Below are 26090 nucleotides of genomic sequence, written 5' to 3' on the forward strand. Positions count from 1 at the left end.
AAATTTTAGTAAATACTAAAAACAAATCATTATTTCATTAGCAAAGGAGTAAAATATATGCATTTCCCTCGATTTGCCCGAGCTTATTTCCGTTTGCCTGTGCTCCTAAAACTACTTGGGATTATCACTATCTTAATGTTAGTGTTTGGCGTGCTTATTCACCTACTAGAACCAAAAGTGTTTCCTACTATCTTTGAAGGCATCTGGTGGGCATTTGTGACGGGGTCTACGGTAGGGTATGGTGATTATGTACCCACAGGTGTAGCTGGTAAAATTACTGCGATGGCGATCATTTTAGCTGGCGGTGGTACAATCACTTTTTACATGGCAATCGTTTCTGCAGCGACAGTAAAACATGCGGAAAAACGAATGAAAGGCACCATTGCTTTTCGTGGCAAAAAACATCTCATAATTGTTGGTTGGAACGAACGAACGAAAAATCTCATAGCATTGGTTCAAGAAAATCATCCGGAAGTAGATATTGTTCTGATTGATCAAACCTTAAAGCGCTTGCCAGAAGATCATCCAGACATTCATTTCATACGGGGAGATCCAACCGCCGATCAAACATTGATCGACGCGAATAGCGCTGAAGCACACTATGCAATCATAACAGCTGACCCGGGCAAACAAGAGCGAATAGCCGATCAAGCAAGTATTTTAACAACGATTGCTTTTCGTGGCAACAACGATAAAATAAAAATAATTACAGAAATTTTGATTGAAGAACAAGTGATGAATGCCAAACGCGCCGGATCAGATCAAATTATCCATTCCAACCATTGGCTTGCATTGTTAAGTTATAATAGCGCTTTTCACAGTGACAATGAGGATGATCATCTAAAAAAAATAAAAGCAGTGGATACAAAGTCAAACGATACAAAGACCTAAATAAAAAAGCGCTCCAATTTAGAGCGCTTTGTACTTTATAATCTCTTTTCTAGTTCTGCTTTTTCTGCTTCAAATCCTGGTTTACCAAGTAATGCAAACATATTTTTCTTATATGCTTCTACACCTGGTTGGTCAAACGGATTAACACCTAATAAATAGCCACTGATCGCACATGCTTTCTCAAAGAAATAAACTACATACCCTAATGTGTATGCATCCAATTTAGGCAAGTGTAAAATTAGGTTAGGCACTTGACCATCTGTATGTGCTAACATTGTTCCTTGATATGCTTTCTGATTAACAAAATCAACAGTCTCTCCAGCAAGATAATTTAAACCATCTAAGTCTTGATCTGCTTTTTCTAACGTAATATCATGCTTTGGTGTTTCAACATGAAGGACAGTTTCAAAGAGATCACGACGACCTTCTTGAACATATTGACCTAATGAGTGAAGGTCAGTTGAGAAATTCGCGGAAGATGGATAAATACCTTTAAAGTCTTTTCCTTCACTTTCACCGAATAATTGTTTCCACCATTCGGAGAAATATTGTAATGCTGGTTCGTAGTTAATCAACATTTCAATCGTTTTTCCTTTATTGTAAAGAACATTACGAACCGCTGCATATTGGTAAGCAGGATTTTTCTCTAAATCAGCTTCACTTAGATCTTTCTGCGCTTTTTGTGCACCTTCCATAATTGCATCAACATCAACACCGCTAGCTGCAATTGGTAACAAACCTACGGCAGTAAGGATAGAATAACGGCCACCAACATCATCAGGAATAATAAAACTTTCATAACCTTGTTCGTTAGCTACTGTTTTTAGTGCACCTTTTTCCTTATCAGTTGTTGCGTAAATACGTTGTTTAGCTTCTTCCACACCATATTTTTCTTCTAGATAATTACGGAAAATACGGAATGCAATAGCGGGTTCAGTGGTAGTACCACTTTTTGAAATCACGTTGATAGAAACGTCTTTACCTTCTAACAAATCAAAAAGGTCATGCATATAAGTGGAGCTAATACTGTTTCCTACGAAGATAACTTGTGGTGTATTTCGCTTATCTTTAGGCAAAATATTATAAAAAGAATGGTTTAACATTTCAATCGCAGCACGAGCTCCTAAGTAAGAACCACCGATTCCAATTACAAGTAATACGTCTGTATCCGCTTTAATTTTTTCGGCTGATTTTTTGATGCGTGCAAACTCTTCTTTGTCATAATTTTCAGGAAGGTCAACCCATCCAAGAAAATCGTTCCCCGCACCTGTTTTATTATGTATCATTTCGTGCGCAAGTTTAACAGGTTCTTTTAAATAATCTAATTCATGTTCTCCAAAAAACGTCAATGCTTTATCATACTCAAAACGTATGTGTGTCATTTTGATAACCTCCATTTGAAAATTATTGTTCCTTTCTTAATGTAACGAATCATTCCATGTAAATCAAGTATGTTACACAATAATTTATCAATGTGTAGAAAAATTTAGAATAGTCTTTATCTTATTTTAACAGAAAATTCCTTTTTGTAGGGCGATAGGGTGTCTGTTGATAATACAAAAAAAGGTATCGTATAATTTTTCGAAAAAGCGTTAAACTATAAACGAAATACCATTAAAGGAGGACTTACAATGAATGGATTAAATAGAACTGCACTAACGTTAATCATCATTGGTGCTATAAACTGGGGGCTAATTGGTTTTTTCCAATTTGATTTAGTTGCTACGGTATTTGGTGGCGGAGATCAATCAGCGATGTTTGCCCGTATCATCTATATATTAGTAGGAATTAGTGGTTTAGTTTGTTTATCTTTACTGTTTAAAACAGAGCCAGAGGCGAAAGAAACACGTAGTTATCAAACCGAATCATAAAGTGAAACTTCAATCAGGGGGAGTTTTTAGGTATTCCCCCACTGATTGTTAGCCCTAAATGATGACCTAAAGGCCTTTGAACCATTCGGGGCGCTAGCGTCCGGGGACGGTTGCACCGGGATAAAGAAAAACCGGGGAAGTTCTTTTTAAAAAATAATAATAAGCTATATTTGTAAGAGGCTGATGGTGACAAGCGAATGCTTGTCATGTCACGCTAGAGCGTGACACTTTCCCATCCCATAAGTAAAACGACAGATGACTATTCATGGTCATCTGTCGTTTTGCTTATGGGAAAGCAATCATCAGACCCTACTGTTATACTAGAAAATCTTTTGCATCTATTTAAGGATAAAACACCTAAAAACAGCTTATTCTTACAAAAAAGAGCTTCCGACTTTATGCCGAGAGCTCTTTTCATCATTATTTTTTATCTTCTTCTGACTGTTTTAGCCACTCACTTAATTTATCTTTTAACGTGTTGAAACCTTGTTCTTCTTGCTGTACTTTTGGCTGGCTTTGGCTTTGTTTTGCTTTTGGTTGTTCTTTTGGCGCTTCTTCTGTAGCACGAATAGATAAGGAATATTTATTTTTTTCTTCATCAATCGATAAGATTTTTACTTTCACTTCGTCTCCAACAGAGATAAATTCGTGAATATCTTTTACAAAACCATGAGTAACTTCTGAAATATGCACTAACCCTTGAACATTGTCATCCAAAGCGACAAACGCTCCGTAGGGCTGAACTCCTGTAACTTTTCCTTCTAACACTTGACCTTCTGTAAATTTTTCTGACATGCTAACAACTCCTATTATTTTTTCTCATCATTTGAAATGATCTAACGTATGATTGATTTACCGATTTCTTTTATACGCAATTATTAATTTTAGCATACATACTTATCTGTATACAAGTAAAACAAGAGAGTTTATCCCTTCAGAAAATTATCCCTGTATTTTCTGTTTTGATATGTTATAATGCTTAGCAATATAGAAATATACTGCACAAAGGGGGCACATGTAATGACATTGTTTGAAGCTTTGCCAAATCGTAAAAAGACACGATCTTACAAATGGGATATGGTTGAGAAATTATATGGTTCACAGGATATCCAACCAATGTGGGTTGCCGATATGGATCTTCCAATTGCTTCCCCAATTAAGCAAGCTCTCCATGAGCGGGTTGATCATGCCATTTTTGGTTATACCTTTACAGATGCACACGTAAATCAAGTTATTCAACAATGGCTTTCTACACAACATGATTGGGAGATTGACACGGATTGGATCATCTATAGTCCAGGAGTAATCCCCACACTACATATGGCTGTTTTAACACAAACCAATCCAGGTGATAAAGTATTAATCCAAACGCCTGTCTACCCACCATTTTATGATGTCATTAACAACCATGATCGCAAACTAGTGACCAATTCTTTAATCGAGCAAGATGGTTACTATACGATGGACTTTGAAGATCTTGAAGAAAAATTCAGACAAGGAGTAAAAGCATTTATTTTATGTAACCCACATAATCCAGTTGGGCGGGTTTGGACAGAAAAAGAATTAAAAAAAATAGCTTTGTTGTGCGATCAATATGATGTTCTCTTATTTTCTGATGAAATCCATGCAGATCTTACTTTTGATGAAGCAAAACATATTCCAATTAGTTCGCTAAACGAATCAACAAACAATCGAACAATTACATGTATGTCACCAACAAAAACATTTAATTTAGCAGGATTACAAATTTCTTACGCAATCGTTCCTAATAAAGCTATGCGAAGAGCAATGACGCAAATGCTACACAAATATGGTCTTCATATGCTTAACACACTTGGAATCACTGCCTTAGAAGCTGCTTATCATGAGGGCAAAGAATGGTTAAATGAATTACTAGACCTCTTGACAGTGAATCGCGATTTCGTTATCGATGCCTTTAAAGATTGCAAACAAATCAAAGCAACCAAACCAGAAGGGACGTATCTAATCTGGTTAGACTGCAGAGGAATGAATCGCACACATAATGAAATCAAGCGATTTATGCAAGAAGAAGCTAAAGTTGGTTTAAACGATGGTATGACATTCGGAACCGAGGGCAAAGGTTTTATGAGAATAAATATTGCTAGCCCAACGAGCTACGTGCAACAAGGAGTCAACAAAATTCTAGAAGCATTAGACAATAGCGAAGAACGTCGATTAAAAACGTAAAGAAGAGGAATAATTAGTCTTCCTCTTCTTCTTCGTCTTCGGTCTCTGATGGGTCGGTCGGTTCTTCCTCCGCTTCATCATTTTCTTGATTAGAAAGTGTGATTTTTCCGCAAGCAATTCTTCTTCCCGCATCACCTGCCGGTTGACTTAACCCGTCATCTGGATCTTCATGAATAACAATCGATGTTCCGTCTCCTTCTAATAAAGAATACTTTCCATCCGTTAAACTTGCACCTCTAACAACTAACTCCGCTTCTGCACTACCATCATCATCTACGAGAATATTCGGTAAATCACCCATATGAGCACCTTCCGGATGAAGAAGACCATGTTTTTTATCCTCAGGATTATAGTGGCTCCCGGCTGTTTCAAAATCAGGAGGATCACAAGCTCCATATTCATGAATATGGATACCATGATAACCTGGAGATAAGCCTTCAACCGATAATTCTATCGTAACATCTCCACCTTCTTCTGTTAGTACCGCCGTTCCGATCGCGTCACTAGCATCATTATAAATAGTAACTGTTAGCGGAGATACATTTTCTGTAGCACAGCCACTAAACAACAATAGAACAAAAACAAAAAAAAGATATTTACGCATACCTACACACCTTTCATAAATTGAAACTTCAATCAATCAGTGGGGATTTTCCTAGATTGACCTAAAGGCCCTTAACTCGGACACTTACTTCAAGAAAGTGACAAAAATCAATCTGGATGGTTTTCTACTGATTCGTTTCTGGACGATTCGCTTCTTTACACCTCCGTTGATCACACCATTCAATGAGAGGGGTACCGAGAGGAAAGTGTTGTTTTAAGTATATGTAACTTAGTATGTACGAATGGTAAATATTTAATAACCGATATTTTGCATGAAAGGTGAGTGAACCAAATTAACTGGAATTTAGGCATACTTTTGTTAGCTTTTTTATAACGTTCTTGACCATTTGTTGCGCTGGCGTACGTTGCTCCCGCAGAAACTTTGATTTTTCTTGTTATTTTGATGCAGAAGTCTTACGGAAGTTTTTTCAGGATAAAAATACTCAAACAAAAAAAGCTAGAATATTCTAGCTTTTTTTATTTATTCTCCTAATTGTTCACGAATAGATTCAGCAATTCCTGCAATAGCTTGTTCTTCATCTGCGCCTTCAGCAGTAATGGTAATGTTTGCACCTTTTGGCACACCTAGTGACATAACACCCATAATTGATTTTAAGTTAACAGTCTTTCCATTATAGTGCATTTCAATATGAGATTCATATTGCCCTGCTTTATTTACTAACAATGTTGCTGGTCGCGCGTGAATTCCAGTATCATCTGTAATGGTGAATTTTTGCTCTTTCATCCGATTTCCTCCCGACTGATTTTCAGTATTTATTTAGTCTTTTTCACTTTCTTTCCTATAATATTATAAAAAAGTAGGCGAAATAACTAACTTACACCTATTATATACGAAATGTTTAACGGAATAAATAGATAAGCGATAATAATTAGAGCGTTTTCATAGTTTTTTCCATTTCACATAAGTTGAGAAACATTTGTATTCTATTTTTCATTATGATAAATTTATCTGTACAAATGTTTACATAGGAGGTTATAACATATGAGCGTTCATATTGGTGCAAAAAAAGGGGAAATTGCCGATACTATTTTATTACCAGGTGACCCGTTACGAGCAAAATATATTGCAGAAACTTTTCTTGACGATCCTGTTCTTTATAATGAGGTACGCGGCATGTATGGTTATACCGGTACATACAAAGGAGAGCGAATCTCTGTGCAAGGAACGGGAATGGGGGTTCCTTCGATCTCTATTTATGTTAACGAATTGATTCAGAGTTATGATGTAAAAAAATTAATCCGTGTCGGTACGTGTGGTGCCTTACAAAAAGACGTAAAGGTAAGAGACGTTATACTTGCTCAAAGTTCAACATCAGATTCTCAAATGAACCGCATGGTATTTGGTGGTATTGACTATGCCCCAACAGCAAACTTCGAACTATTAAAGAAAGCGTATGATACTGGCATCGACAAAGGATTAGCATTGCGTGTCGGCAACGTCTTTACAAGTGATAGCTTCTATCGAGATAACGGAAGTGAATTGTTTGCCTTGCTTGCTAAATATCAAGTATTAGCTGTAGAAATGGAAGCAACAGCCCTATATACATTAGCTGCTAAATTTAACCGTCAAGCATTGGCCATATTAACCGTGTCTGATCACATTATTACTGGAGAAGAAACAACAGCCGAAGAAAGACAAACGACTTTCAATGACATGATCGAAGTTGCCTTAGAATCAGCAGTAAAATGAAACTTAAATCAGTGAGCGTTTTTAGGTATTTCACACTGATTGTTAGTCCTAAAAGCTGACCTCAAGGCACTTGAAGCCTTAGGGGTGCTAACGTCCGTTTACTCCCTCTTAAACAACTTGGTGTTCTCGTTGTTTTGAAATGGGAGTCTTGCCGACGGTTGCTTCGGGATAAACAAAAAAAGCAAGCTATGCTTGCTTTTTCATCTAACCATTGTTAACCTATAAAAATAATGGTTAACAATGGTTAGGTAAGTATGAGGAGGAGAAATATGGGGAAAATATCTGCATTGCAACTAAGTTATGGAGCAATATTTGTTTGTTTAATGGCGATTGGGGCAAATATTGTTATATGGTTTCCGTTTTTAGCAATACCTATTGGCGGAGTATCTGTTCCGTTATCTTTACAAACGTTTTTTGCCATTTTAGCTGGGCTTATGCTTGGAAAGAAGTTAGGCTTACTTTCTATGACAGCCTATCTATTGACTGGATTAGCTGGTGTACCTGTTTTCGCCCAGATGCAAGCTGGATTATTTGTTTTGTTTGACTATACGGGTGGATTTCTATTGTCATTTCTTGTCGTTGCTTATGTTACTGGTTGGTTAAGTGAACGTCTTATTCCATTCACGCTTAGCAAAGGATTTTTTATTGCAACTGTTGGCGTGCTGGTCAACTATTTGATCGGTGTTCATTATATGTTTATTGCGATGAATACGTGGTTAGGGTTAACGATCTCCTATTCGACTACTTGGATCAGTATGACTCCATTCTTTATTAAAGATATTTTCGTTGCATTGATTGCTGCCGTTCTCATGTGTAAGATCGTCAATAGAATTCCAAAGCAAATTCGCTTAAACACTCATTAACTTCAAAGGACAGGTCGATTTAGCTTTTCACACCGTGTAGAGTCTTTCTTTACCAATGCGGATACATTACACTCGGTCAAATACTATGCTATAATGGGTAAAAGAACACAAATCAATGCCTGACATCTAATGTAGGTTACAAACAGAGAGGATGAATGAAGGTTGGCTTTGTTTGAAAACTTCCCTTTAATTGTAGCATTATTTGCTATATTTTTTGCACAAGGGGTCAAAGTCCCTATCCATTTTATTGCCACAAAAGAATTCAAGCCAGGGTTAGCCTTTAGTACGGGTGGAATGCCTAGTAGTCACTCAGCGGCAGTGGCTGCTGTAACAACCGCAATTGGGATGGAGCATGGACTTTCATCTGGGTTATTTGCAGCTTCTTGTATTTTCAGCATTATTATTATGTTCGATGCAACGGGAATTAGAAGACAAGCTGGAGAACAAGCAATTTTACTAAATATGTTGGTGAAAGACTTTCAATATTTTATTGAAGAGGCAAAAGTTTGGTCTAAAAAAGAGGAATATGAAAAAAAACAAGAGCTTAAAGAATTATTGGGCCATCAACCTATTGAAGTATTCTTTGGTGGACTAACAGGGATCGTTTTAGCGCTTATTAGTTATCCTTTATTTTAAGGAAAGATAATCGTTATCTATAATAATTATCCTAACATGCAAAAAGAGCCTCACGAAGGCTCTTTTTTAGTTACTAAGGGAGAAAGTGAAACTTCAATCAGTGGGAGTTTTTAGGCATTCCCCACTGATTGTTAGCCCTAGAGGCTCTTAAAGCCTTCAGGGTTCTAGCGTCCGTTATTCCCACTTAAACAACTTGATATTCCCGTTGTTTGGAAGTGGGGGTATTACGGACGGTTGATGCGGGATGAAATTTTTGGTTAACTTCTCGAAGCAGTCAACGTCATGTCATAATTTACCGTTCTCTCATCTCCATTGATTCAATCCAGTTACAAAACTACTTTATTAACCGCGCTCTGCGTTTTGTTCTTTATTCTATTTGCTGACGAAACACTTGTAAAGCTTCTGTTTCGTTCAACCTTTTTAATGCATCTATCGTTATTTCTCCTGACCCGCGCTCAATCAGGTAAACTTCGACTTCTCTTTTTCCCCAGTTTTCATAGACCTCTTCAACTGTTGGATAGTACAAATCCAATTTATGGCCTTTGATCGCACTACCTTTGTCTGCGACAACCCCATACCCATAACCAGGAATATAAAAAATCGTTCCTAGTGGATAAAGGGATAGATCGGCAGCAATAGTTGAATATAAATCACGGATAACTTCCACTCCAGAAAAAGTAATACCATAAGCTGGATGATCAGGGTTTTTCCCTGTTGATTCATAACCAGCTGTGTAACCTGTTGCAATAACAGTTACTGTTGGATATTCCGAAAAATCAACCACATCTTCAATTCGTGGTTCTGAGTCTTCCTCTCGTTCTGACTGTTCTAGCACTTCTTCAAATTCTTGTTCTATTTCTGAATCTGGATTTATATTCAATTCTATTTCTGATTCTTCATCTAATTTCATATCTGGTTCAATATGTTCTGCTTCTAATGTGGTTACCAAATCTACTTCTGGTTCTAACTCTCGTTCCGATTTTGGTTCTTCTATTTTTTCTAATGAAAAATAATTTTCTTTTATTGTCTTCATGGTAATATTTTTTTCAACTAATGAAACTTGTTTTAGTGGTTCTGCAACTATCGGTTGTTCATCTGATAGACTCATGACAGTCTGAAACACTTCATTAGCAGAAACGTTCGTAATTGCTGTAAAAGTGGTATAGCAGGCAAACACAAAGAGAACTGTGACGGCAATGAAGCGACAACAATGTTTTAACCTAACCATTTTTTATCAACCCTTTCTATTGGGTCAGCATTTCCAAAATGGTTAGGAATTATACATGATACTAGTTATCTAAACATTACCACTACAAATCATCGCTTTGTGAAGAGAAGTTTTAATCCACCAATTTCATAAAGAACAAAATAGTTCACTAGTGTTTTTAAACAGGAAGCAGTCCAACCAAATATTTTTTTATTGCGAAAGACAACACCGATAGCATCTCTCTTTCCTAAAGAGGCGATCGTGCCAAAATTACGGAAGGTGAAATCTTGCATTTCCTGTTTTCCTTTTAGTAATGCAACAATATTACGAGCGCAAATGATAGCTTTTTGCATAGCGATATTGGCATTAGGAAGGTATGGTTTACCTTCTGAATCACGAACACTAGCAACATCACCAATAACAAAAACATTCGGATATCCAGGCGCAGTCAAGTGAGCATCAACTTCCACTTTACTTTCATTAGTAGGAAGATCCGATTCTTCGATAATTCGATTTCCTCTTACACCTGCAGTCCAAATAAAGATCCTTGCAGGAATATCTTCAATTAAACCAGCTTGTTCGATTTTAATTTGATCGGTAGCGACAGACTTTATCGTGATACCTAGTCTAAATTCAACACCGCGTGCCTCCAATTTTTGCATCGCATATTCCCCTAGTTCTAAATCAAACTCTGGTAACACGGTAGATTCTGACTCTACACATTGCAATTTTATTTTTTTCGGGTCAATCTGGTATTTTTCACATAAAGAAGACAAGCGCTCCGTTAACTCTCCCAACAATTCTACACCGGTAAAACCACCACCTCCGACAACAATTGGAAAGGTTTCTTGATTTGTTTGACTAAATTGAAGAAACTCAGTTTCTAAATGCGCAGATAATCGCGTAGCAGAAACTAATGTGTTAATAGAAAAAGCATGTTCTTTTAATCCAGGAATTTGATAAGTATCAATCTCTGATCCTAAAGCAACAACAAGATAATCATAGGTAAAGATCTGATCTTTTCCGTAAACTTTCTTCTCTTTAACGTCTATGGACTGAACAGTATCCTTAATGAATTGTACTTTTTTCTGATCGATCAATTGATGAAGAGAAAACTTTGTCTGTTCGTTATTTAATTTACCGACAGCATTCTTATGCAACCATGTTGTTTGATAATGATAGTCATGCTTATTCACCAAAATAATTTCAGCATCTTTTGGATGGAGTTTCTTTTGCAGTCTTACAGTTGTAGTTATCCCTGCATAACCTGCACCTAGAATTACAATTTTGGGTTTTCTCAAGTAATCACACCCATCCTTTTTAAAAAAGTCACAAATTTGTAATATTTTAATCTTAGACCGTTTTTCACAATATTTCAACTCAAAAAGCACCAAGGTTACTTCTTTCTGATCATTTATGATAGAATATGGATTACATTGTTAATGTAGATTTAGGAGGATTACAGGATGGAAGAACAAAAGATATATGATGTAACGATCATCGGTGCTGGCCCTGTTGGGTTATTCACCGCTTTTTACGGGGGATTAAGACAGGCTAGTGTGAAGATTATCGAAAGCTTACCACACATTGGTGGTCAGTTGAGTGCTTTATATCCAGAGAAATATATTTATGATATTGCTGGATTTCCTAAAGTTCGGGCACAAGACTTAATCAATAATTTGCATGACCAGTTACATAAGTTTGAACCTAGTATCTGTTTAAATGAAGAGGTAGAAGAGGTAGAACGATTAAGTGACGGTACATTTAAACTTGTAACAACTACAGGTGAACACTATTCAAGAACGATTATTATAACAGCAGGAAATGGTGCTTTTCAGCCAAGAAAGCTTGGACTAAAAGAAGCTGAGGCATATGAAAGTCGTAACCTTCATTATTTTGTCGATAATATGATGCAGTTTAAAGACAAGCGCGTTGTCTTGTTTGGTGGCGGAGATTCTGCCGTTGATTGGGCTCTAATGCTTGAACCTATCGCGAAGGAAGTAACAATTATTCACCGTCGGGAAAATTTTCGTGCCCATGAGCACACTGTTGAGAAATTACAGCAGTCTAATGTAAATATTTTAACACCTTTTGTTCCAGAAGCACTTCTTGGTACAGATGGAATAGAACAAGTAAAAGTCAGCGAAGTAAAGGGAGAACGAAAAGTAACAATTGATGTCGATGATGTAATTGTAAATTATGGCTTTATTTCTTCTTTAGGTCCAATCAAAAATTGGGGACTAGAGATTAATAAAAACAGCATCGAAGTCAACTCGAAAATGGAAACGACGGTAGAAGGTATCTATGCCGCTGGTGACATTTGTAGCTATCCAGGAAAAATCAACTTAATCGCAACTGGGTTCGGTGAAGGACCAACTGCTATTAATAATGCAATTGCTTATTTAAAGCCAGATGCTAGGGTTCAACCAAAGCATTCGACAAGTATGTTTGAGTAAAACAAATAAGTATTTATACTAGCTAAAAAGTGAAATTAGATGATAATTTTAAGAAAAACCGGGAATATCACTCGGTCCTTTTAAAAAACAATAAGAAGCTATATTTTGTAAGGGGCTGATGGTGACAAGCGAACGCTTGTCATGTCACGCTATAGCGTGACACTTTCCCATAAGTAAAACGACAGATGACCATGAATGGTTATCTGTCGTTTTACTTATGGGAAAGCAACCATCAGACCCTACTGTTATACGAGAAAATCTTTTGCATCTATTTAAAAATAAAACTCCTAATTCATGGCATATCAACAAAAATTTTCCTATCTTATAAAGTGAAACTTCAATCAGTGGGGGTTTTTAGGTATTCCCCCACTGATTGTTAGTTGAACCATTCGGGGTGCTAGCGTCCGTTACTCCCACTTAAACAACTTGGTATCTCGTTGTTTTGAAGTGGGAGTCTTACGGACGGTTGCTCCGGGATAAAATTAGGGCTGATCTCCATGACAAAAATTCATTTGAATTATATGATTGATAAATATATCTATTCTCAGTTTGGTAGGAATTTAATACACCTGGTATCTTTGAAAAATCTGTACCTGCTGTTGTTGTTCCTAGCCTATCAGCATAGAATTGTTGTGTGCCAGAAATATTTCTAAAGAAATGTATTACTTGCTTTACTGTTGCAGGTCCACACCAATATCCTGTAGATTGTTTAAAGGCTGTAACCCCAAGAGTTTTCATTTCTCCATTTGCACTGATTGTATATTGGTTTGATAAATGATTTTCAACTAAAGTAGATTTCCTTTCAAGTTCCCTTAAATCTTCTGTTGTAGGAATATTTTTTGTTGGTTTTGGATCATCACCCGTGCCGGCTGCAAAAATACTAGAGGGGACAACAAATAGTAATAAAACAAATAGCAATATTGATAGTTTAATACGTTTAAGTATTTTCATCTCAACACTCTTTTTTATATTTTTTTGGAATCACTTAAAAAATAACCTAAAAAATACCTATGAATATATTATAATACCATTATTTTACAAAGTAAAGGTTTTATTAATAAATTTCATTAAATAAACTCTCTTCACCTCAACGCGTAAAGTCAAGCACTTGCTTTTTGCGATCGATTAATAAAAACAGCATCGAAGTCAACTCGAAAATGGAAACGACGGTAGAAGGTATCTATGCCGCTGGTGACATTTGTAGCTATCCAGGAAAAATCAACTTAATCGCAACTGGGTTCGGTGAAGGACCAACTGCTATTAATAATGCGATTGCCTATTTAAAGCCAGATGCTAAGGTTCAACCAAAGCATTCGACAAGTATGTTTGAGTAAAACAAATAAGTATTTTTGCTAACTAAAGTGAAATTAGATGATAATTTTAAGAAAAACCGGGAAAGCAAACCACCATGCTCTCTGAGATATGTGTTGCATCTATTTTAAAGATAAAACACCTAAAAACACCGGCATAGAACCAAAAATTCTATACTTTCTTATCTTTTATAAAATGAAAAATCCCTGCCTGAAGTAAAAGGTAGGGTTTTTGTTGTGATTCAGGTTTTATTAAGTAATGTTCGTAATAAAACAACGACTAAAGAAAGAAAGAAAACATACGATGTTACAAGTACAGCTGGATAGAGCATTTATCTACCTTCTTTCGTGAAAAGATAAGCGGATGATCCATCACCGATGATTTAATCTATTCTTTTATAATCAATAAAATAACTAATTGGCTTATCCATTGTTGAGAATTTCAAATTTTTTTAAATCAGTAGTGAAATTTATATCCATATGGGCAGGTGTTAACTACTTCTTTCGCAGTTTATGTTCGATTGAAGCGGTTTGATTGGGGGTTGTTACCTTTTAAGAATAATAGCCGATACCATATCCCATTTTATCCTGTAGCAACCGTCCGTAAGACTCCCACTTCAAAACAACAAGAAAATTACAGTTGTTCAAGTGGGAGTAACAAACGCTAGCACTTTGAAGGCTTCAAAGGCTTTCACGGCATCCTTTAGGGCTAACAATCAGCAGGGACATATCTAAAAACCCCCACTGATTGAAGTTTCACTTTATTAACAAAGGTACTTTCTTCTCGTATATTCTTGAGAAAGCACCTAATCAATTAACATTCTCTATTCTTGAAGCAATCATGTGCCACAATATGTTTGATAACGACAATTCGTAGCTGGGGGCAATTTCGTATATTCCTTTTGCTCAGGTAAGTAAGCATATGGTTTGGATAGTGATCGAAGTAAGTTCTCCATCACCTTATGATCTTCTTTTTCCACTGCAGCTTCTATCGCCTCTTCTACTCGGTGATTACGCGGAATAACCGCTGGGTTATGTTGTTTCATTCGTTGATGAATCTCTTGTTTTGATAACTGTTGTCGATCAAGTCTCTCTTCCCACTTCTTGGTCCATGTTTTACATTCATCAGTATGAAAAAAATCAATGCTATTCTCTGAAATAAAATCATCGCCAACGGTTAAACCAACAAATGTGTTGGTAAAATCAGCATTATTCTCTTGCATCAATTGAAGGAAAGATTTGATTAAGAACTCGTCTTCGTCTTCCTCATTAAACAGCCCGAATTTCTTTCTCATACCTGCTAGCCAAGCGGTATGATACAAGGATGGAAATTTAGATACTGCATCTTGTGCCATCTTTAGGGCTTTCTCTTCGTTTTGATCCAATAGAGGTAACAACGCTTCTGCAAATCGGGCAAGATTCCAGCCTCCGATAACCGGTTGATTTTTATAAGCATAGCGACCTTGGCGATCAATCGAGCTAAACACGGTATCCGGAGCATATTGATCCATAAACGCACAAGGGCCATAATCAATTGTCTCTCCACTGATCGCCATGTTATCGGTATTCATCACACCATGAATAAAACCAACCAATTGCCATTTAGCAATTAACTTTGCCTGCTGATGAATGACTTCTTTTAGTAAGGAAAGGTATTTGTTTTCTGTTTCTTTTAGGTGAGGGAAATGTCGTTCTATTGTATAGTCAGCAATTTGCTGTAACTCGTTTTTCTCCCCCCACTTAGCCGCGTATTCAAACGTTCCAACACGAAGATGACTAGCAGATACTCTCGTCAACACCGCACCAGGAAGTGCCGTTTCACGAAATACATCTTCTCCAGTTGTAACAACTGCAAGACTTCTTGTTGTTGGGATGCCCAATCCATGCATCGCCTCACTAATAATATATTCTCTTATCATTGACCCTAGGGTTGCCCGACCATCTCCGCCACGAGAATAAGGAGTTCGCCCAGAACCTTTCAATTGTATATCATACCTCTCTTGTTGAGGCGTAATCTGTTCACCAAGTAATATTGCTCTACCATCACCTAACATAGTAAAATGTCCGAATTGATGACCCGCGTAAGCTTGAGCAAGTGGCGAAGCATTAGGCGGTAAGTGATTTCCTGCAAATATCTCCACTGCATTGTTTGACTGGGTCATTTGAGAGTTCAACCCCAAACTTTCAGCTAATCGTTCATTAAACAAAATTAATTGTGGGGAACGAACAGGGGTTGGTTTAACGTGAGCATAAAAAGTTTCAGGCAAGTGTATATACGTATTTCCAAAATTCCAACCCATCTCTTTATTTTCACTCATAGTTACTCTCCTCCTTTTGATTTAATTACGATTAACTCGTTTCTAGCGTATTATCCCCTTCTTATAATCAGTTATCCCGGAGCAACGGGCACTAACACCTGAAGCTTCAAAGGTCTTTATGACAACCTTTAAAGCTAACACAATAGAGGAAACGAACCGCCATCGATTAAAGTTTCCCTTTATTTAGAAATAACTGATTTTCACATAACAAAATAACCCGCTTCAGCTGTCATCGGGCTGAAACGGGTTAGCACTTCTAGCAATTCTCTGGTGAACCTTCTCGTTCTTTCGCTTTAAAAGATGAACCACAGCCACAAGAGACAATCGCATTGGGATTGTCAATGGTGAATCCGCCACCCATCATATTTTGTTTGAAATCAATCGTTGTGCCATTAATAACAGGAATGTCTTGTTTTGAGATGATAACAGGTACCCCGTTAATTTCTTCTGTAAGATCTACATCTTCATTTACACTATAGTCAAAACCTAACGAATAAGAAAGACCACTACAACCGCCGCCTTTTACACCGAATCGCAACCGTACATTTTCTTGGTCTTCTTCCTTCATCATTTCTTCTATTTGTAAACGCGCATTATCCGTAATTGTTAAAACCACAATAACTCCTCCTTACGATTCATTATTACCAAGTATACTCGCAATTATTTATCGTATCAAATAAATAGCTTGAAACTACTTATCCCAAATAAATTCACCATCGCAAATCGTATCCGCTGCCCCACTCATCCAAACACGACCGTCATTTGCCCATCGAATCAGTAAATCTCCTCCGCTTAAATGAACAGTCACTTCTTGATCGCGTGCAGCTCTATTGGTTAAAATTGCAGCAACAACTGCAGCACAAGCACCCGTTCCACAAGCTTCTGTAATTCCAGATCCACGTTCCCAAACACGAAAATGCAACTCTTTTTCAGTCACTGCCTCTACAAATTCAACATTAACCGATTCAGGAAACCGTTGATCATCTGTAATTACAGGACCTAATTCCTGTAATGGAGCTTGCTCTATATCTGGCACAAAGAAAATCGCATGTGGATTTCCCATCGAGACAGCAGTAAGTTCTAGCTGATGATCAACGACCTCAAATTTCTCCTCAATAACTTGACCGTCGTCAGAACCAAGCATAGGAATTTTTGATCGATTCAAGATAGGTTCCCCCATGTCTACGGTTACCTGTGTAATAAAATCTTCCGAACCATGAACCTCAGCAGTAACATTACCAGCTTTCGTTTCAATCATAAACACTCTTTGGTCCACTAATTTGTGTTCATACGCATATTTAGCGACACATCGTAATCCATTACCACAAGTTTTGCCCTCAGAACCATCTTTATTGAAAATTCTCATTCCTAACGGTGCTTGATCACTTGGATGGATTAGAATAAGTCCATCTGAACCAATCCCTGTGTTTTTATTTGCCACATCGATTGCTAATTGCGTTAGTTCTTTTTCATCTATGTCTACTTCAAACTGATTAATATAAATATAACTATTACCAAGCCCATGCATCTTCGTAAAAGGAATTCTTCTCAACATTATCTCCTCCAGACTCACTTCATTCATGCATTTTTGCGTACATATTCATTTATTATAGTATAAATAGACCTAACTGAAAACTATTAAGCATGATGCCAACATTCTTATTATTTTAAAGTGGGAGTCTAACAGATGTTTGCTTTGGGGGAAATATTGAAAATAGCGGATCTCATCAATTCTTTAGTTAGATTTTTTCGAAAAAAATGTTATACTAACAAAAGGAATATAGAAAGGGGCAGATGGATGATGCAAGAACAAGTACAAGAAGTTTTAAATAAATTACGTCCATTCTTACTACGCGACGGTGGCGACGTAGAACTTGTAGAAGTAGAAGATGGCATCGTACGTCTTCGCTTAATGGGAGCGTGTGGAAACTGTCCTAGCTCAACCATTACGTTAAAAGCGGGGATCGAACGCGCACTTGTAGCAGAAGTTCCTGGTGTACAGGAAATCGAACAAGTATTTTAATTACAACCGAGCAAACACCACTCGGTCCTTTTGAAATAATTTAGATATAGAAAAATTAGGTGGGCGTGGTGATGACAAGCAAGCGCTTGTCATGCGACGCACTTTCTTATCTTGAAACAAACTTATAGAACTCCCATTAAAAACACTCAGCAAAAGTTTGCTGAGTGTTTTCGCTTATTGAATTACCCTTACTCCATGATTTTCAACTTCCAGAGGTAACCACGTTAACTCTGGAAATTTTACTTTCCAATCAGCTAAATGCTCATCCACTTTCGCTTGTGTTGTTAATGCAATCATTGTCGGACCCGCTCCACTTAAAAAGATCCCGTAGGCATCCTTTTCAAGGAGGGAAACTAACGCATCATAATGCGGAATAAGTTCCTTACGATATGGTTGATGAAACCTATCCTTTTTCATCATTTTTCCAAGCAACGACCAGTTCTGTTGACAAATTGCAGCGACACTAACATTTGCCACACTGCTCGCCTGGACACTTTCTGGATAGGCAAATGATGCAGGTAATACAGATCTCGCATCTGATGTCTTCAATTCAAATTCCGGAACCGCAGCAAGAAAAATTAAATCATCAATCGGAACGCGAATCGAAGCTAGTGTTTGATCGAAGTGTCCAATGACACATCCACCGAGAATCGATGGGGCAACATTATCTGGATGTCCCTCAATTTCGGTTGCAAACTGCAATTTATCATGATTGGTTAACTCCAATTTTAGAAGTTGGTTTGCTAATTCAATGCCTGCTACAATGGCGGTTGCGCTACTACCTAATCCACGTGCTAACGGAATATCGCTTGTCATTTCAACACGACAAGTTGGTAATAATTTGTTTGAAAATTGCTTTGCTGTTTGATCCGCAATTTGATAAATTAAATTCGATTCATCTTCTGGAATACCTTCAAGACAAGCAGATCGTGGGACAAATTCCCATTGATCTGCTTGTTTTATATCCAAAATCAAATAAAGATTTAGCGCTACGCCAATCGAATCAAAGCCAGCCCCTAGATTTGCCGTTGTTGCTGGAACTTTAATTTGCCAACTCATAGCGTAACACTACCGACGATTTCCTTCATCACTACTTCTTCATCGTTTGGTAGTACACGAGGTTTTACGTCGCTATACTCAATAGCAGTGTTCGGATCTTTTAACCCATTACCGGTTAATACACAAACCACTTGAGCACCTTTCTCTACTTTCCCTTCTTCTAACGCTTTAAATAATCCTGCTACTGAAGCGTTCGATGCTGGTTCAGCAAAAATCCCTTCATTTGCTGCCATCCATTGATAAGCCTCAATCATTTGCTCATCTGTAATTTCATCGATTGTACCATTCGATTCTTCGCGCGCAGCTACTGCTTGTTTCCAACTTGCTGGATTACCAATACGGATTGCCGTACCGACAGTCTCAGGATTTTCAAAGATACGATCGTGAACAATTGCTGCTGCACCACTTGCTTCATACCCCATCATTTTGGGTAAACCCGTTTGCTTTTGCTCATTATATTCTTTAAAACCTTTCCAGTACGCAGTGATATTCCCTGCATTCCCAACTGGAATAAATAAGTAGTCAGGTGCTTTTCCTAACACATCACAAACCTCAAATGCTGCCGTCTTCTGTCCTTCAATCCGATATGGATTCACCGAGTTTACTAACGTAATATCCTCGTGTTCGCCTAATTTTCGAACGATACGTAATGCATCATCGAAATTTCCTTGAATTGAATAGATCTCTGCACCATACATAACAGCCTGCGCTAACTTCCCTTGAGCAATTTTACCTTCAGGAATAACAACAATACAGCGTAATCCCGCACGAGCTGCAAAAGCTGCTGCAGAAGCGGAAGTGTTACCAGTCGATGCACAAATAACTGTCTTTGAACCAGATTCAATCGCTTTTGCCATTGCCATCACCATACCACGATCTTTAAAAGAACCAGTAGGATTAATTCCCTCGACTTTGGCATATGCCTCGACTTGATATTTTTTTGATAAATTTTCTAATTTTATTAGTGGAGTATTTCCCTCATGTAAACTAATTAATGGCGTTTTCTCTCCCACAGGTAAATATTCTTTATATTCTTGTAATAGTCCTTGCCAAGCCATACTTATTCCTCCCCATCCACACGGTAATGACTAATCATCCGTATAACAACTGTTAATTTTTCTAATTCTGCTAAACTCTTTAATAACTGTTCTTGACTGATTTTATGTGTAACCATAACGATTTCTGCTGTACCTTCTTTTTCTGCTGGTAGTTGCAAAATCTTCGCAAAACTAACTGCTTGATCAGAGAAAACATTCGTAATTTCTTGGAATGCCCCTGCTTGGTCATTTACTTCTAAACGAATAAAATGACGAGAAAATTTTTCATTGTAATCCTTTAACTGTCGTTCAAACTGTGGATCAATATACGTGTTTCCACTAATGCCTAGACGAATATTCCGAACCACTTCCATTAAATCAGATACTACAGCTGTTGCAGTTGGTAAACTACCTGCACCTGGTCCGTAAAACATCGTTTCTCCTACAGCCTCACCGTGTACATATACAGCATTAAATTCATTTTTAACTAATGCAAGCGGATGGTCTTTCGGCAATAATGTTGGCTCCACACTTACTTCTGCTTTTGAGTTATCCATCGACGCGATTCCGATTAGTTTGATCGTATAACCTAAGCTCTCTGCAAAATTAATATCGTCTTGCGTGACATTACGAATTCCGGTAACATCAACATCGTCTAAATTCAGCTCCATTTTAAAAGCTAAATTCGCTAATAACGTCATTTTTCTCGCAGCATCTAGTCCGTCGACATCAGAAGTCGGATCAGCCTCCGCAAATCCTAGATCTTGTGCTTCTTTCAAGACTTGATCAAAAGGAAGTCCTTCATCCGTCATTTTTGTCATAATATAATTCGTTGTACCATTAACGATTCCCATGATTTTTTCAATATGATCGGAAGCAAGACCGTCTGCTAAGGTACGAACGATTGGAATACCACCAGCAATACTAGCATCATAAAGAATATCACAATGATTTGCCTTTGCTAGACGTAGTAATTTCTGTCCATGAACAGCCATCAAATCTTTGTTGGCTGTTACAATGTGTTTTTTATTTTGGATTGCTCGTTCCATTAATTGATTGGTATCTTCAATACCACCCATTACTTCAATTATTACATCAATCGCTTCATTTTCAACAAGCTCACCTGGATCATTCGTTAACCAGCTTCGATCAATTACAATATCACGCGGTTTATCTAAATCATTAACGAGGATTTTATTGATTTCAATCTCACACCCTAATTTGTGTTTAATTTGCTCTTGGTGACTTTCCAAAACTTTTACTACACCAGTCCCTACTGTACCTAAACCACATAAACCTACACGAATTTTATCCATCTTTACGCCTCCCCCTGTATTTTCAAAAAGTACATATGTTTATCTATAGTGGACATTATACCTTTCAATCTCGGCTTATTCAAGCACTAATTGACTTAAATTTCTGAAAAAATACATTGCTTTAATTTCTCAAGATATTTTACATAGGATTAGAGTAGGGTAAATTTGCTTTTTTAGAACCTTATAATTCGTATTACTTATCAAGAAGCAGGAAAATAATGTGAAACTTCAATCAGTGGGAGACCTTACGGGCGATTGATCCGGGATAAATCGTTTGAGAAATTTAGGCAAAGGGTATACTATAAAGACAGTGAAAATACATGGATTGGATGGGATATCATGACAGAAAGACAACCGAAAACAGAACTTGAAAAAAAAGCCCGTGAATGGTTAACGGAACGCGGGGTAACGTTACAAGATATAGGAGAGCTCGTCTATTTTTTACAAGCACAATATCATGATGAACTGAAAATGGAAGATTGCATAGCAAATGTTGACAAAGTACTTCGAAAACGTGAAGTTCAAAACGCTGTTATTACTGGTATTCAACTCGATGTATTGGCCGAGCAAAACAAACTAAGCTCACCCCTACAAGAGATTATTGATACTGATGAAAGTTTGTATGGTGTAGATGAAATTGTTGCGCTTTCCATCGTCAACGTTTATGGTTCCATCGGGTTCACCAACTATGGATACATAGACAAAGAAAAACCCGGCATATTAAAAAAACTAAACGATAAATCAACCGGTAAATGTCATACGTTTTTAGATGACATTGTTGGTGCGATCGCAGCATCCGCTTCAAGCAGGCTAGCGCATAGCGTTGCACATGATGAAGATCTAGACTAATTGTTCGAAATAGCTGATCAAAGGGAAACCATTATGATCAGCTATTTTTTACTTATCGATGCGCTTTACAATAAAATAAGCACAACCAAAATTGCAATACTCGTAAAGATAATCATCGACAGTACTCACCTTTGTATCAAAGCTAGCTTTTGTATTTTGATCATCATAAAAGCCTTTTAAACGCAATTGTTCGTAGCCCCAATCTCCAACAATAAAATCATATTTTGCCAAAATATCACTATAACGCTCTGTAAAAGCTTTTTGATCAAAACCATCTTTCGCTTCTTCAATTACTTCATAGCATTGTCCTTCTATTTCAATCATTTGACTTTCTCCTTCTCCTAAAAAAACTAACTTTCGTTCAGAATAGCTATATTTTAACACAGGAGTTGTGTCTAGGACTAGTGTCTTGTGGTGAAACAAAAATATGGTGATCATTACCTTCTATTATTTCCGTTCATTTGTACACAATAAGATTATCACGGACACTAGGAGTGAATCGCCATCGTGAAAAGATATTATACAATTCTCATTCTCACTTGTTTTTTGTTTCTTTCTGCAGAATTGTTGGTAGTAGCTGCTGATTCATCAACATTTGATGAAAGAATGGCACTATATCAAAAGACAGAGGCCTTAACTCAAGTGCCTTGGTACTATTTGGCCGCTATCGATCAATATGAAAGAAACACTTCAGAAAAGTCAGAAGAGAGGATTACATCGATTACTTTTCCAGACTCATTATGGTTTGGACTTGAAAATATTGATCATATAACAGACAGTCGAATTATTGGATTATTCCAAGGAATTGGTCAAGATGGTACCGGAAATAATCAAGCAGATCCAATGAACGATGAAGACGCTCTTTATACATTAGCCATGTATATCCGACAATATGGCATTACTGAACCAGATATTAAGATCGCGTTATGGGAGTATTACCAACGATCCTTAACGGTAAAAACGATCGTGCAAACAGCAAAAGTTTATCGCACATTCAACACGACTGAGCTTACCGAGCATGAATTCCCCGTTCCCTTAAATTATAATTATAGCTATAAAAATACGTGGGGAGATGCACGAGGTTTTGGTGGTCGAAGAATTCATGAAGGCACAGACATTTTTGCGGGTTACGGAACACCAGTCAGAGCTACATCATATGGAGTGGTTGAAATCAAGGGATGGAATAGATACGGTGGCTGGAGAATCGGGATACGTGATATAAATAATACGTATCATTATTACGCACACTTACACGGATTTTCTGATGATCTGTCCGTTGGAGATGTAGTACAACCAGGTGATATTATCGGATCGGTTGGTTCCTCAGGATATGGCCCTCCAGGTACATCGGGAAAATTCCCACCCCATCTACATTATGGCATGTACAAAGACAATGGAACAAACGAATGGGCACACGATCCTTATCCATCCTTACGTGCTTGGGAGAAAGAATCAAGAAATCGTTAATTAGAAAAAATGCTCCACACCCGCTACGGATGTGGAGCATTTTTTTATAAGATAGGAAAGCATACGTTTTTTATTGATGTGACACGGGTTAGCTTGTCACCATCAACGCCTTACAAACATAGCTTCTAATTGTTTTTAAAGAACCAGGTGGTTTTCCCCGTTTATCTTATTTTGAAGATTTTACTGCATGAGTAATACTCACAGCTAATCCTCCCCATATAATTAAAATACCGATAATCATCATAACAATTGCAGGACCTGACATCGAATTTACTCCTTTCTGACTTTATTTTTCATTCGGCCATTTTTTCATGGTCATTAAAGCACCAAAGAACATAGCCCCTAACGCGACCATCCAACCAAAATTAAATAGAAATTCCATTGGATATCCTTCATAATTGCTCATCATATCTGTACGAAGATTTTGTAACATCATATAACCCAATACTGCCGGGGTAATAACAGCTATAGAAAACCTCCACCAAGTACCAATCATAATATCAGACACACCATTCGCATGTGATTGTAATGCTTTTAATTCCCGAGCAAACCAGCCGATAGCAAGAACTTCAAATAATCCTACTAAAGCAACACCATAGTTATTTATAAAATAATCAACTGTATCTAATAAATTTAGTCCACCTTGATTCGCAAAAAATAAAGATAGAATAGCTGCTGCCCCAGTACCTATAATTACAGACGTTCTTCGAGAAAAATTAAATTTCTCCTGAATCCCTGCAATATACGTTTCGGAAATAGACACCATAGAGGACAGACCAGCTAAAACAAGTGACCCAAAGAATAATACACCAAAGAATCCAGAAGCGGGCATTTCACTAATAATCGCTGGAAAGACCATAAACGCTAAACCTACCCCACTTCTTACTACATCAGAGATTGGTTCCCCTATTTGAGAAGACATGAATCCTAACGCAGCAAAAACACCAATACCTGCTAACAATTCAAATGATGAATTGGCAAAACCAGTAATAAACGCATTGTTAGTAATATCAGATTTTTTTGGTAAATAAGAAGAAAAAGTAATCATGATTGCAAACGCAATCGATAGACTAAAGAAAATTTGTCCATAAGCTGCTACCCAAACTGAGCCATCTCGAATTGTTGACCAATCTGGTGCAAAGAAAGCGTCTAATCCCGCTAACGCTCCTGGTAAAGTAACCGCACGAATAACAATTAATAAGAAACTAAGAATTAATAAAGGAATAAAGATTTTATTCGCAAGCTCAATACCTTTTTTCACACCACGGAATAAAATAATAAAGACAATAATCCAAATAGCCAATAAAGGATAGAGAACAGTTGGTACCATGGATCCAAATACTCCGGCTTCCGAAACTTGTAAGAAATCTACCGCGAAAAATCCTTCTGGATCATTTCCCCATGTTTGTCCAATTGAAAAGTAAGCATACATTACTGCCCAAGCAACAATGACTGGATAATAAGTCGAAATAATAAAAGAGATCGCAACTTGCCACCATCCCAGCCACTCCATACCCTTGCTAATTCGTTTAAACGAACGTGGAGCAGAACTACGGTACTTGTGTCCAATTGTATATTCCATAATTAACATTGGGATACCTGCCGTTATTAACGCAAACAAATATGGGATAAAAAATGCCCCCCCTCCATTTGCATAAGCCGTTGCAGGAAAACGCCAAATGTTTCCTAAACCGATTGCTGAACCCATCGCTGCAAGAAGGAAACCTAACCTTGTTCCCCATTGTGAACGATCTTCCATCAAAAAACTCCCCTTTCACTTACAAAAAACCTAACACCAAGAATACGTACTACTATGTATTTTTTGCTATTCTATGCTGTAAAAACGGTAATGTTGTAAATTTTTAATTTATTCTGACTTTATTGATTATAACGAGTCAAACTATCGCTGTCAAAGGTAAATTATATAAGTCTAAAAGGGAATCAATTGATCAATAACTAAAGGAAATCAACCGACTAATAAAGTGAAACTTCAATCAGTGGGGGTTTTTAGGTATTCCCCCACTGATTGTTAGTTGAACCATTCGGGGTGCTGGCGTCCGTTACTCCCACTTAAACAACTTAGTATCTCGTTGTTTTGAAGTGGGAGTCTTACGGACGGTTGCTCCGGGATAATCATTCTCTGTCTTTTTTGTCGGAAAAAACATAACAGATGATCAATAATAAGATCACCTGTTATTAGTAATTTACTCAACTTTCGCAGCTAGAAAAAAGCATTTAATATAACTGGCTGTAAAGCGTGTCACT

At 37.3% G+C, this 26090-nt stretch carries 26 protein-coding genes and 1 pseudogene; 11 read left to right on the forward strand and 16 right to left on the reverse strand.

Annotated elements, in window-relative coordinates:
* Positions 1–57: 57 nt before the first annotated feature.
* Positions 58–891, forward strand: coding sequence for a potassium channel family protein (locus OWO01_RS13635; protein WP_268781017.1), 834 nt, complete (start codon positions 58–60; stop codon positions 889–891).
* Positions 892–926: 35 nt separating this feature from the next.
* Here the strand turns inward: OWO01_RS13635 and OWO01_RS13640 are convergent, their stop codons facing one another.
* On the reverse strand, positions 927–2273 hold the full coding sequence (locus OWO01_RS13640; protein ID WP_268781018.1) for a glucose-6-phosphate isomerase: 1347 nt from the start codon (positions 2271–2273) through the stop codon (positions 927–929).
* A 249-nt stretch (positions 2274–2522) separates the two neighbouring features.
* Here OWO01_RS13640 and OWO01_RS13645 point away from each other — a divergent pair, with 249 nt between their 5' ends.
* The gene (locus tag OWO01_RS13645; protein ID WP_268781019.1) at positions 2523–2762 is read left to right on the forward strand and encodes a DUF378 domain-containing protein; all 240 of its coding nucleotides are present in this window, start codon (positions 2523–2525) and stop codon (positions 2760–2762) included.
* Positions 2763–3182: 420 nt separating this feature from the next.
* Here OWO01_RS13645 and yugI read toward each other — a convergent pair whose 3' ends face one another.
* Complete coding sequence (yugI, locus tag OWO01_RS13650) at positions 3183–3557, reverse strand: S1 domain-containing post-transcriptional regulator GSP13 (protein WP_268781020.1); 375 nt, start codon at positions 3555–3557, stop codon at positions 3183–3185.
* Between the two features lie 225 nt (positions 3558–3782).
* Between yugI and OWO01_RS13655 the strand changes: the two genes are divergently transcribed.
* Positions 3783–4970: a MalY/PatB family protein gene (locus OWO01_RS13655; RefSeq protein WP_268781021.1), complete on the forward strand. Its 1188-nt coding sequence runs from the start codon at positions 3783–3785 to the stop codon at positions 4968–4970.
* 13 nt (positions 4971–4983) lie between these two features.
* On the opposite strand, the gene OWO01_RS13660 is transcribed toward OWO01_RS13655, so the two are convergent.
* Both OWO01_RS13660 and OWO01_RS13665 read right to left on the reverse strand, forming a co-directional pair.
* On the reverse strand, positions 4984–5574 hold the full coding sequence (locus tag OWO01_RS13660; RefSeq protein WP_268781022.1) for a superoxide dismutase family protein: 591 nt from the start codon (positions 5572–5574) through the stop codon (positions 4984–4986).
* Between the two features lie 480 nt (positions 5575–6054).
* Positions 6055–6318 (reverse strand): phosphocarrier protein HPr, encoded by a 264-nt coding sequence (locus tag OWO01_RS13665; protein WP_268781023.1) that lies wholly within the window; start codon positions 6316–6318, stop codon positions 6055–6057.
* A 258-nt stretch (positions 6319–6576) separates the two neighbouring features.
* Here OWO01_RS13665 and deoD point away from each other — a divergent pair, with 258 nt between their 5' ends.
* The 3 genes from deoD to OWO01_RS13680 all read left to right on the forward strand — a co-directional run bounded on the left by deoD (position 6577) and on the right by OWO01_RS13680 (position 8783).
* Positions 6577–7284, forward strand: coding sequence for a purine-nucleoside phosphorylase (gene deoD, locus OWO01_RS13670; protein WP_268781024.1), 708 nt, complete (start codon positions 6577–6579; stop codon positions 7282–7284).
* A 269-nt stretch (positions 7285–7553) separates the two neighbouring features.
* The gene (locus OWO01_RS13675; protein WP_268781025.1) at positions 7554–8147 is read left to right on the forward strand and encodes a biotin transporter BioY; all 594 of its coding nucleotides are present in this window, start codon (positions 7554–7556) and stop codon (positions 8145–8147) included.
* Positions 8148–8309: 162 nt separating this feature from the next.
* The gene (locus OWO01_RS13680; protein ID WP_268781026.1) at positions 8310–8783 is read left to right on the forward strand and encodes a divergent PAP2 family protein; all 474 of its coding nucleotides are present in this window, start codon (positions 8310–8312) and stop codon (positions 8781–8783) included.
* Positions 8784–9150: 367 nt separating this feature from the next.
* On the opposite strand, the gene OWO01_RS13685 is transcribed toward OWO01_RS13680, so the two are convergent.
* Positions 9151–10011 (reverse strand): 3D domain-containing protein, encoded by an 861-nt coding sequence (locus OWO01_RS13685; RefSeq protein WP_268781027.1) that lies wholly within the window; start codon positions 10009–10011, stop codon positions 9151–9153.
* Between the two features lie 89 nt (positions 10012–10100).
* Entirely contained in the window at positions 10101–11291 is a 1191-nt protein-coding gene (locus tag OWO01_RS13690) for an NAD(P)/FAD-dependent oxidoreductase (RefSeq protein WP_268781028.1), read from the reverse strand.
* Positions 11292–11456: 165 nt separating this feature from the next.
* Between OWO01_RS13690 and OWO01_RS13695 the strand changes: the two genes are divergently transcribed.
* A complete protein-coding gene (locus tag OWO01_RS13695) occupies positions 11457–12446 on the forward strand; it encodes an NAD(P)/FAD-dependent oxidoreductase (RefSeq protein WP_268781029.1) in 990 nt (329 codons plus the stop codon).
* A gap of 456 nt (positions 12447–12902) precedes the next feature.
* Here the strand turns inward: OWO01_RS13695 and OWO01_RS13700 are convergent, their stop codons facing one another.
* On the reverse strand, positions 12903–13397 hold the full coding sequence (locus OWO01_RS13700) for a hypothetical protein (RefSeq protein WP_268781030.1): 495 nt from the start codon (positions 13395–13397) through the stop codon (positions 12903–12905).
* Between the two features lie 173 nt (positions 13398–13570).
* On the opposite strand from OWO01_RS13700, the pseudogene OWO01_RS13705 reads away from it, so the two are divergent.
* A pseudogene (locus tag OWO01_RS13705) lies at positions 13571–13780 on the forward strand (FAD-dependent oxidoreductase); the annotation flags it as partial.
* A gap of 815 nt (positions 13781–14595) precedes the next feature.
* On the opposite strand, the gene OWO01_RS13710 reads toward OWO01_RS13705, so the two are convergent.
* The 3 genes from OWO01_RS13710 to dapF form a co-directional block, all read right to left on the reverse strand.
* Positions 14596–16074 (reverse strand): protein adenylyltransferase SelO, encoded by a 1479-nt coding sequence (locus OWO01_RS13710; protein ID WP_268781031.1) that lies wholly within the window; start codon positions 16072–16074, stop codon positions 14596–14598.
* Between the two features lie 256 nt (positions 16075–16330).
* On the reverse strand, positions 16331–16690 hold the full coding sequence (locus OWO01_RS13715) for a HesB/IscA family protein (protein ID WP_268781032.1): 360 nt from the start codon (positions 16688–16690) through the stop codon (positions 16331–16333).
* Positions 16691–16765: 75 nt separating this feature from the next.
* A complete protein-coding gene (gene dapF, locus OWO01_RS13720) occupies positions 16766–17629 on the reverse strand; it encodes a diaminopimelate epimerase (protein ID WP_336284283.1) in 864 nt (287 codons plus the stop codon).
* Positions 17630–17875: 246 nt separating this feature from the next.
* Between dapF and OWO01_RS13725 the strand changes: the two genes are divergently transcribed.
* Positions 17876–18097 carry a NifU family protein gene (locus tag OWO01_RS13725; protein ID WP_268781033.1) on the forward strand — a complete coding sequence of 74 codons (222 nt, stop codon included), beginning with the start codon at positions 17876–17878 and terminating at the stop codon, positions 18095–18097.
* A 174-nt stretch (positions 18098–18271) separates the two neighbouring features.
* Here OWO01_RS13725 and thrB read toward each other — a convergent pair whose 3' ends face one another.
* From thrB to OWO01_RS13740, 3 genes are read right to left on the reverse strand one after another with little or no spacing between them, the layout of a single operon-like run.
* On the reverse strand, positions 18272–19156 hold the full coding sequence (gene thrB / locus OWO01_RS13730; protein ID WP_268781034.1) for a homoserine kinase: 885 nt from the start codon (positions 19154–19156) through the stop codon (positions 18272–18274).
* Positions 19153–20214: a threonine synthase gene (thrC, locus tag OWO01_RS13735; RefSeq protein ID WP_268781035.1), complete on the reverse strand. Its 1062-nt coding sequence runs from the start codon at positions 20212–20214 to the stop codon at positions 19153–19155. Before thrC ends, thrB begins: the two co-directional genes overlap by 4 nt.
* A 2-nt stretch (positions 20215–20216) precedes the next feature.
* The gene (locus OWO01_RS13740) at positions 20217–21509 is read right to left on the reverse strand and encodes a homoserine dehydrogenase (protein ID WP_268781036.1); all 1293 of its coding nucleotides are present in this window, start codon (positions 21507–21509) and stop codon (positions 20217–20219) included.
* 339 nt (positions 21510–21848) lie between these two features.
* Here OWO01_RS13740 and OWO01_RS13745 point away from each other — a divergent pair, with 339 nt between their 5' ends.
* Complete coding sequence (locus tag OWO01_RS13745) at positions 21849–22358, forward strand: phosphatidylglycerophosphatase A family protein (RefSeq protein WP_268781037.1); 510 nt, start codon at positions 21849–21851, stop codon at positions 22356–22358.
* A gap of 48 nt (positions 22359–22406) precedes the next feature.
* On the opposite strand, the gene OWO01_RS13750 is transcribed toward OWO01_RS13745, so the two are convergent.
* A complete protein-coding gene (locus OWO01_RS13750; protein ID WP_268781038.1) occupies positions 22407–22682 on the reverse strand; it encodes a YutD family protein in 276 nt (91 codons plus the stop codon).
* Between the two features lie 183 nt (positions 22683–22865).
* Here OWO01_RS13750 and OWO01_RS13755 point away from each other — a divergent pair, with 183 nt between their 5' ends.
* Complete coding sequence (locus tag OWO01_RS13755) at positions 22866–23825, forward strand: M23 family metallopeptidase (RefSeq protein ID WP_336284284.1); 960 nt, start codon at positions 22866–22868, stop codon at positions 23823–23825.
* 166 nt (positions 23826–23991) lie between these two features.
* Here the strand turns inward: OWO01_RS13755 and OWO01_RS13760 are convergent, their stop codons facing one another.
* Positions 23992–24090, reverse strand: coding sequence for a methionine/alanine import family NSS transporter small subunit (locus OWO01_RS13760; RefSeq protein WP_268781039.1), 99 nt, complete (start codon positions 24088–24090; stop codon positions 23992–23994).
* Between the two features lie 21 nt (positions 24091–24111).
* The gene (locus tag OWO01_RS13765) at positions 24112–25584 is read right to left on the reverse strand and encodes a sodium-dependent transporter (protein ID WP_268781040.1); all 1473 of its coding nucleotides are present in this window, start codon (positions 25582–25584) and stop codon (positions 24112–24114) included.
* Positions 25585–26090: the final 506 nt, after the last annotated feature.

Source organism: Natronobacillus azotifigens (assembly GCF_026805325.1).
GTDB classification, from domain to species: domain Bacteria; phylum Bacillota; class Bacilli; order Bacillales; family Amphibacillaceae; genus Natronobacillus; species Natronobacillus azotifigens.

Bases quoted from the DNA above. Each gene is read 5' to 3' on its own strand.
- OWO01_RS13635 (WP_268781017.1), top strand. From the start codon at position 58: ATGCATTTCCCTCGATTTGCCCGAGCTTATTTCCGTTTGCCTGTGCTC.
- OWO01_RS13640 (WP_268781018.1), bottom strand. From the start codon at position 2,273: ATGACACACATACGTTTTGAGTATGATAAAGCATTGACGTTTTTTGGA.
- OWO01_RS13645 (WP_268781019.1), top strand. From the start codon at position 2,523: ATGAATGGATTAAATAGAACTGCACTAACGTTAATCATCATTGGTGCT.
- yugI (WP_268781020.1), bottom strand. From the start codon at position 3,557: ATGTCAGAAAAATTTACAGAAGGTCAAGTGTTAGAAGGAAAAGTTACA.
- OWO01_RS13655 (WP_268781021.1), top strand. From the start codon at position 3,783: ATGACATTGTTTGAAGCTTTGCCAAATCGTAAAAAGACACGATCTTAC.
- OWO01_RS13660 (WP_268781022.1), bottom strand. From the start codon at position 5,574: ATGCGTAAATATCTTTTTTTTGTTTTTGTTCTATTGTTGTTTAGTGGC.
- OWO01_RS13665 (WP_268781023.1), bottom strand. From the start codon at position 6,318: ATGAAAGAGCAAAAATTCACCATTACAGATGATACTGGAATTCACGCG.
- deoD (WP_268781024.1), top strand. From the start codon at position 6,577: ATGAGCGTTCATATTGGTGCAAAAAAAGGGGAAATTGCCGATACTATT.
- OWO01_RS13675 (WP_268781025.1), top strand. From the start codon at position 7,554: ATGGGGAAAATATCTGCATTGCAACTAAGTTATGGAGCAATATTTGTT.
- OWO01_RS13685 (WP_268781027.1), bottom strand. From the start codon at position 10,011: ATGGTTAGGTTAAAACATTGTTGTCGCTTCATTGCCGTCACAGTTCTC.
- OWO01_RS13695 (WP_268781029.1), top strand. From the start codon at position 11,457: ATGGAAGAACAAAAGATATATGATGTAACGATCATCGGTGCTGGCCCT.
- OWO01_RS13700 (WP_268781030.1), bottom strand. From the start codon at position 13,397: ATGAAAATACTTAAACGTATTAAACTATCAATATTGCTATTTGTTTTA.
- OWO01_RS13710 (WP_268781031.1), bottom strand. From the start codon at position 16,074: ATGAGTGAAAATAAAGAGATGGGTTGGAATTTTGGAAATACGTATATA.
- dapF (WP_336284283.1), bottom strand. From the start codon at position 17,629: ATGTTGAGAAGAATTCCTTTTACGAAGATGCATGGGCTTGGTAATAGT.
- OWO01_RS13725 (WP_268781033.1), top strand. From the start codon at position 17,876: ATGCAAGAACAAGTACAAGAAGTTTTAAATAAATTACGTCCATTCTTA.
- thrB (WP_268781034.1), bottom strand. From the start codon at position 19,156: ATGAGTTGGCAAATTAAAGTTCCAGCAACAACGGCAAATCTAGGGGCT.
- thrC (WP_268781035.1), bottom strand. From the start codon at position 20,214: ATGGCTTGGCAAGGACTATTACAAGAATATAAAGAATATTTACCTGTG.
- OWO01_RS13740 (WP_268781036.1), bottom strand. From the start codon at position 21,509: ATGGATAAAATTCGTGTAGGTTTATGTGGTTTAGGTACAGTAGGGACT.
- OWO01_RS13745 (WP_268781037.1), top strand. From the start codon at position 21,849: ATGACAGAAAGACAACCGAAAACAGAACTTGAAAAAAAAGCCCGTGAA.
- OWO01_RS13750 (WP_268781038.1), bottom strand. From the start codon at position 22,682: ATGATTGAAATAGAAGGACAATGCTATGAAGTAATTGAAGAAGCGAAA.
- OWO01_RS13760 (WP_268781039.1), bottom strand. From the start codon at position 24,090: ATGTCAGGTCCTGCAATTGTTATGATGATTATCGGTATTTTAATTATA.
- OWO01_RS13765 (WP_268781040.1), bottom strand. From the start codon at position 25,584: ATGGAAGATCGTTCACAATGGGGAACAAGGTTAGGTTTCCTTCTTGCA.